Below are 5226 nucleotides of genomic sequence, written 5' to 3' on the forward strand. Positions count from 1 at the left end.
GGAGGTAGGGGAGGTAGGGGAGGTAGGGGAGGTAGGGGAGGTAGGGGAGGTAGGGGAGGTAGGGGAGGTAGGGGAAGGAAGAACAGAAGTTTTTTCCGATCATTACCCGTCAAAATAAATTTGACGAACTATTAGAGGGGGCAAATGAGTCTATTTTCTTCTCGTGAGCCTGTCAACTGTCAACTGTCAACTGTCAACTGTAGCAAGATGTAACTCTAGTTAGTTTGCCATCTACACACTGTTTGGTAGAATGTCTAGGTTGTTTAATCTCATGATCTTCATCCTTGAGCCAGTCAATAGATACTATCAACCTCGATACATTAGCCCAAGAACTAGCAACTATCCAGCAAACAGGTTCCAAGCGGATTGCCTTGCTAGGTTCTCGTCATGTGCCAATTACCCACCAGAATTTGATTGAAATGATGACTTATGCTCTGATTTTATCAGGCAACCGGATCATTACTTCTGGTGCTACAGGCACAAACTCTGCGGCCATCCGGGGCGCAACTAAGGCTGATCCCAACTTACTCACGGTAATTTTACCCCAGAGCTTGGAACGTCAACCCCAGGAATCGCGCCAGCAATTAGAACAGGTGATGCACCTGGTGGAAAACCCCAGTAATGATAACTTGTCTCTAGCTGAAGCGAGTTACTTATGTAACAAAGAAATCATTTCTCGTTGTCAACAACTAATCTGCTTTGCATTTCATGATAGTCGCACTCTGCTACAAACCTGTAGTGATGCAGAAGACCAGCGAAAAGTGGTAACACTCTTCTACTTTGACTAGAGTGAACTGCTGTTTTTGCAAAGCCAATGGTAGAGATGGGAAATTACTGGTTAAAGGGTAATGAGTTAACTAAATTACCCCTTATCCATTGATAAAAATGATCAAGACCACGCCAAGTACCTTATTAAATTAGTTGAATGTCCCTATCTCTGTTACCAGTACCTGCTATTTTTTTATACTCTATTGTCGTCGCGGCTATTCTCATTTATGTACCCTATTTATTAGTAGCTTTTGCTAGAGTGCAGATAGGATATGATCTTTCTGCTCCTCGCGCCATGTTTGATAAGTTGCCACCCTATGCCCAACGGGCAACATGGGCCCACAAAAACTCCTTTGAAGGGTTTATGGTTTTTGCCGCAGCAGCGTTAATGGCGTATGTTACTGGGGTGAGTTCAATTGAAGCAGTAACCGCAGCGATCGCTTTTAATATTGCTCGATTGCTATACTCTATTTTCTATATTACGAATATACCCCTGTTGCGATCGCTCATGTTTGGTATTGCTTCTTTTAGTTCAGGAACTTTGTTTTACCTCAGTCTCATGCAAATTAAATAATTAAGCAAAAGGGAATAAGGGGAATATTTATTTTTAATCTTGCCTCTTGCCTCTTGCCTCTTGCCTCTTGCCTCTTGCCTCTTGCCTCTTGCCTCTTGCCTCTTTCCAATTACCAATTACCAATTTTATTTATGGCTGCTTCTTTTTCTTTTGATATCGTCAGCGACTTTGATAGACAAGAATTAGTTAATACTATTGATCAAGTCACAAGAGACGTTAAAAGCCGTTACGATCTTAAAGATACTCAAACCACAATTGAATTAGGTGAGGAAAAAATCACCATTGGCACTGACAGCGACTTTACCTTAGAGTCTGTCCATACTATCCTGCGAGAAAAAGCCGCCAAGCGTAACCTTTCCCAGAAAATTTTTGAATTTGGCAAAATCGAATCTGCCAGCGGCAACCGTGTCCGTCAAGAAATCACTCTCAAAAAAGGCATCAGTCAAGAAATTGCCAAACAAATTTCTAAATTGATTCGAGACGAAATTAAAAAGGTGCAATCTTCGATTCAAGGTGACGCTGTCCGAGTAACAGCTAAATCAAAAGATGATTTACAACTGGTGATTCAACGTCTTAAACAAGAAGATTTCCCAGTTGCCTTGCAATTTACCAATTATCGGTAGCAGGGAGCAGGGGGTAGGGGGCAGGGCAAACGCATCTTATTTTTAGAATGCTTACTGGACAAAGGTTTTGACGATTGTTTAGTTTTGTAAATAAAAGTTGAAACCCTTGCTGGACATGGATTACAGAACTTAGGTGCGTTTGCCCTGGGGTAGGGGCAGGGAGAAAGAATTATTCTCATTACCAATTACCCCAAATTACTTACTTCCCCCGATGCTTTTTTGAAAAGCGGGACGTTCGGACATTGACTGAATATAGTTCACAATTGCTGGGTAGTCACTCAAATCTAATTTCAGCATAATGGGGATATAGGAGAGGATTGATCCCACAGCTACATCAGCAACGGTAAAATCATTACCCAGTAAGAAAGGCTGTTTTGTCAAAATTTCATTTAAAGGAGTCAATAATCGTGGCATTTCTCGTTCACGATTGGCTTCTATAAAAATACCTGTTCCTAGACTAGAGTTGGCAAATAATACCCACTGGGTAAATATGGCTTTTTCTTCTAATGAATAAGCGGTTTTAGCGTATTTTTCCGCTAAATAAAGCAAAATCGCGCCTGATTCCCAAAGCTGGAAATCACCATCAACAATTGCGGGAACTTTACCCATAGGGTTAATTTTGAGGAACTCAGGCTGGAGATGTTCCCCTGCTTTCATATCTAACAGTACGAATTCATAAGGAACTTCCAGTTCCTCTAAGTACCACTGGATAATCGCAGCCCGACTGCGAGCGCCGCCGTAAAGTTTCAACATAGTCATAAGGATATTAAAGAACTTTGTGAGTGTGAGAGTGTTGTTTTACGTTGTCGTCTTTGGTGACAACTCTAGCTGCATTTAGGACTCGTTTGCGCTCTGTCGAATAATTCAAATCGGTTTTAGTAGTTCCCAAGGGAATCAATGTTTGGGCTACTTCACGGCGCTTATAGGTACGAGCCGCAGAAAATAACCGTAATGGAAACTCATCTCCAAATTGTGCTGACTCTGGAAACCCTGCTGGCAAAAGTAGTTTATCACCCTCTAATACAGATCCCAAAGTTGTTGCATAAATCAATCTGTAAGAGGTAGGAATTTGTTTACATATAGCTTCTAAAGCTGCGGAAGGAATGGGTTCTATCACTTCAATTTGATGCACTTCCCCGTCTTCTTTATAAAAGCACGTAGCTAAACCAAGAACAATATAGTCCTCAGTATTAAGGTCGGTTGCATCAGCATAAGAAATTGTTGTTGTCATAAGAAATGTCTCTTCTAAAATTGGGAAATAGGGGGTTTGTCAGTTGTTACTGGTAAAATTTTCTCTTGTCTTTTGCTTCTTTCCTTTGCTTTTTCCCTGTCATCATTAAAATTTACACTTCAATTCTTTAGAATTTTACTGATTCGGGAATTGAACTTGGGTATGAAGTATACATTATTAGACTTATGGCTCATCTGTTGCTGGATGTAAAATCCACGTTCTTCAACAATCCTAGAGGCATTAAGACACACAAACTGTAATTTTATTTGACAAATCAAGTAAATCAAATAGGCAACGTATGAATAAGCACTCTTTTTTAAATTCTGGTATTCAAAACAATCAAGTATGTCTTTCTGATCAAAACAATTCTTGTCATCAATCTGATCGGTTACAGGATGGTAATGAATCAATGTTAGAAGAACGTTATTTACGCTCTTGTGCTTTGAAGTTAGCACAACAAGGGGATTATACCAAAGCGATCGCTCTGTTAAGTCACCTGATTGACCATCATCCCGAAAATGCTGTTGATTACAATAACCGGGGACTAATTTATTTTCAAAGTGGTGATAGTCAAAAAGCCATCTCCGATTATAACAAAGCCTTGGATCTAAATTCTAAATTAGCTAGTGCTTACAATAATCGGGCTAATTATTACGCTGCTTGTGGTCAATTAACGGACGCATTAGCTGATTATGAACAAGCATTGGATCTCAATCCCCATCATGTTCGGGCTTGGATTAATCGTAGTATTACTTTACGCGATTTGGGAACCTATGCTGAAGCTATTGAAAACTTGGAAATTGCGATGCTATTTGGTCAACTTAAAGGCAATATTTGGGCGGAACGGGGACGGACTTATCATCTCTGGGGTGATTGGAATTGTGCGGTTGCCGATTATCGTCGCGCATTGGCAGGTCTACCATCTTTAAATCATCAAGATGTTTCTGGTTATCGCTTGCGTTTACAAGTCGAAACCTGGTTAAATGAGTTGCTGTTTTTTGAAGACTAATTTTAGCAGTAGATGACTTAATTCACAATTATCAGGGGGAGTATCAAGGTGCTGAATTAGATTGTTCTATTACAGTCTGATCTTGATTCATCAATATAACTGGACGCTGATTAGGGTCAAAGCGAAATGATTTTTGTTGCATAATACTTTTAGCTTCACCAGGATCAAAGTTGCGGCTAAATTCTGTATGCAAATTTTGCACACGCCCTTCCATAACTTTTACTTCGGTACGAACTGTTCGTAACTTATCCTGTTGTGACCAATGGTAAGGCAATAATTGTACCAAAGCAGATACCGCTGCTGAACTAATAAGTATATTAACTGCTACTTTGGCTGTAGTTTCCAGTGCCATTACTTGATAAGCACGTTGGCGTAAGTGCCGTTTAGGTCTTGGTACAGTTCGTTTGTTTTCTACGGGCTGTAGAGGAGGTCTAGATGGTTGAAACGCATTCATGGTGCTAACAAGAGGCTTGCATAATTTACGGTAATGACCGTCAAAAGCAAACAGGTGCTAATTGCGGCTTAATTTAGCTGCTATATTACTTCATTTTTGGGAAATTTATACAAGTATGAAAATGAATAAAATATTACCTAGTAAGGTAAGGTGCAATTTTCCAAATCCCCATAGCTTAGAACTACAATAATTTAAAAATTACACTTACGCATACTAGGCTTGATCACCTGTAACAGATTTACATTGGTGTTATTTGTATAGTTCTGTAGCCAAACGCCAAGCTAGAATTCCTGGAATTAGTGCTACAACCAAGGCAATGTAAACTTGAGTATCTGAGATAGGCATGATGGAAATCCTCCTAAGTTGAACTAGATTTTCAAGACTTCGTTTACTACTTTTCCCTGTTTTACCAACATTAGGAAACATCTTGTTACAAGATGCAACAAAAACTGGGGATTTGTCAGTTGTTCGTTGTCATTGGGAAGAAATATTCCCCAACTCCCCCAACTCCCCCAACTCCCCCAACTCCCCCAACTCCCCCAACTCCCCCAACTCCCCCAACTCCCC

Annotated in this window: 8 protein-coding genes; 4 read left to right on the plus strand and 4 right to left on the minus strand. The window is 40.2% G+C overall.

The window, feature by feature from the left end; genetic code table 11:
• Positions 1-284 precede the first annotated feature (284 nt).
• From HEQ36_RS25775 to HEQ36_RS25785, 3 genes are all read left to right on the plus strand, one after another.
• Positions 285-788 carry a hypothetical protein gene (locus HEQ36_RS25775; RefSeq protein WP_053540673.1) on the plus strand — a complete coding sequence of 168 codons (504 nt, stop codon included), beginning with the start codon at positions 285-287 and terminating at the stop codon, positions 786-788.
• A gap of 137 nt (positions 789-925) precedes the next feature.
• Positions 926-1342 carry an MAPEG family protein gene (locus HEQ36_RS25780; RefSeq protein WP_053540674.1) on the plus strand — a complete coding sequence of 139 codons (417 nt, stop codon included), beginning with the start codon at positions 926-928 and terminating at the stop codon, positions 1340-1342.
• A 131-nt stretch (positions 1343-1473) separates the two neighbouring features.
• Positions 1474-1965 carry a YajQ family cyclic di-GMP-binding protein gene (locus HEQ36_RS25785; protein WP_053540675.1) on the plus strand — a complete coding sequence of 164 codons (492 nt, stop codon included), beginning with the start codon at positions 1474-1476 and terminating at the stop codon, positions 1963-1965.
• A gap of 195 nt (positions 1966-2160) precedes the next feature.
• Here HEQ36_RS25785 and HEQ36_RS25790 read toward each other — a convergent pair whose 3' ends face one another.
• Positions 2161-2718 (minus strand): glutathione S-transferase family protein, encoded by a 558-nt coding sequence (locus HEQ36_RS25790; RefSeq protein WP_168467265.1) that lies wholly within the window; start codon positions 2716-2718, stop codon positions 2161-2163.
• Positions 2719-2731: 13 nt separating this feature from the next.
• Positions 2732-3196, minus strand: coding sequence for a hypothetical protein (locus tag HEQ36_RS25795; RefSeq protein WP_168467266.1), 465 nt, complete (start codon positions 3194-3196; stop codon positions 2732-2734).
• Between the two features lie 298 nt (positions 3197-3494).
• Here HEQ36_RS25795 and HEQ36_RS25800 point away from each other — a divergent pair, with 298 nt between their 5' ends.
• On the plus strand, positions 3495-4205 hold the full coding sequence (locus HEQ36_RS25800) for a tetratricopeptide repeat protein (RefSeq protein ID WP_168636259.1): 711 nt from the start codon (positions 3495-3497) through the stop codon (positions 4203-4205).
• Between the two features lie 43 nt (positions 4206-4248).
• Here the strand turns inward: HEQ36_RS25800 and HEQ36_RS25805 are convergent, their stop codons facing one another.
• Positions 4249-4659 carry a hypothetical protein gene (locus HEQ36_RS25805; protein WP_053540679.1) on the minus strand — a complete coding sequence of 137 codons (411 nt, stop codon included), beginning with the start codon at positions 4657-4659 and terminating at the stop codon, positions 4249-4251.
• 249 nt (positions 4660-4908) lie between these two features.
• A complete protein-coding gene (psaM, locus tag HEQ36_RS25810; RefSeq protein WP_027404816.1) occupies positions 4909-5004 on the minus strand; it encodes a photosystem I reaction center subunit XII in 96 nt (31 codons plus the stop codon).
• Positions 5005-5226: the final 222 nt, after the last annotated feature.

The sequence above is a fragment of the Anabaena sp. 54 genome (assembly GCF_017355725.1).
Lineage (GTDB): Bacteria > Cyanobacteriota > Cyanobacteriia > Cyanobacteriales > Nostocaceae > Dolichospermum > Dolichospermum heterosporum.

Excerpts from the sequence above, each read along its gene's own strand:
- HEQ36_RS25790 (WP_168467265.1), bottom strand. The coding sequence starts at position 2,718 with ATGTTGAAACTTTACGGCGGCGCTCGCAGTCGGGCTGCGATTATCCAG.
- HEQ36_RS25795 (WP_168467266.1), bottom strand. The coding sequence starts at position 3,196 with ATGACAACAACAATTTCTTATGCTGATGCAACCGACCTTAATACTGAG.
- psaM (WP_027404816.1), bottom strand. The coding sequence starts at position 5,004 with ATGCCTATCTCAGATACTCAAGTTTACATTGCCTTGGTTGTAGCACTA.
- HEQ36_RS25780 (WP_053540674.1), top strand. The coding sequence starts at position 926 with ATGTCCCTATCTCTGTTACCAGTACCTGCTATTTTTTTATACTCTATT.
- HEQ36_RS25800 (WP_168636259.1), top strand. The coding sequence starts at position 3,495 with ATGAATAAGCACTCTTTTTTAAATTCTGGTATTCAAAACAATCAAGTA.
- HEQ36_RS25785 (WP_053540675.1), top strand. The coding sequence starts at position 1,474 with ATGGCTGCTTCTTTTTCTTTTGATATCGTCAGCGACTTTGATAGACAA.
- HEQ36_RS25805 (WP_053540679.1), bottom strand. The coding sequence starts at position 4,659 with ATGAATGCGTTTCAACCATCTAGACCTCCTCTACAGCCCGTAGAAAAC.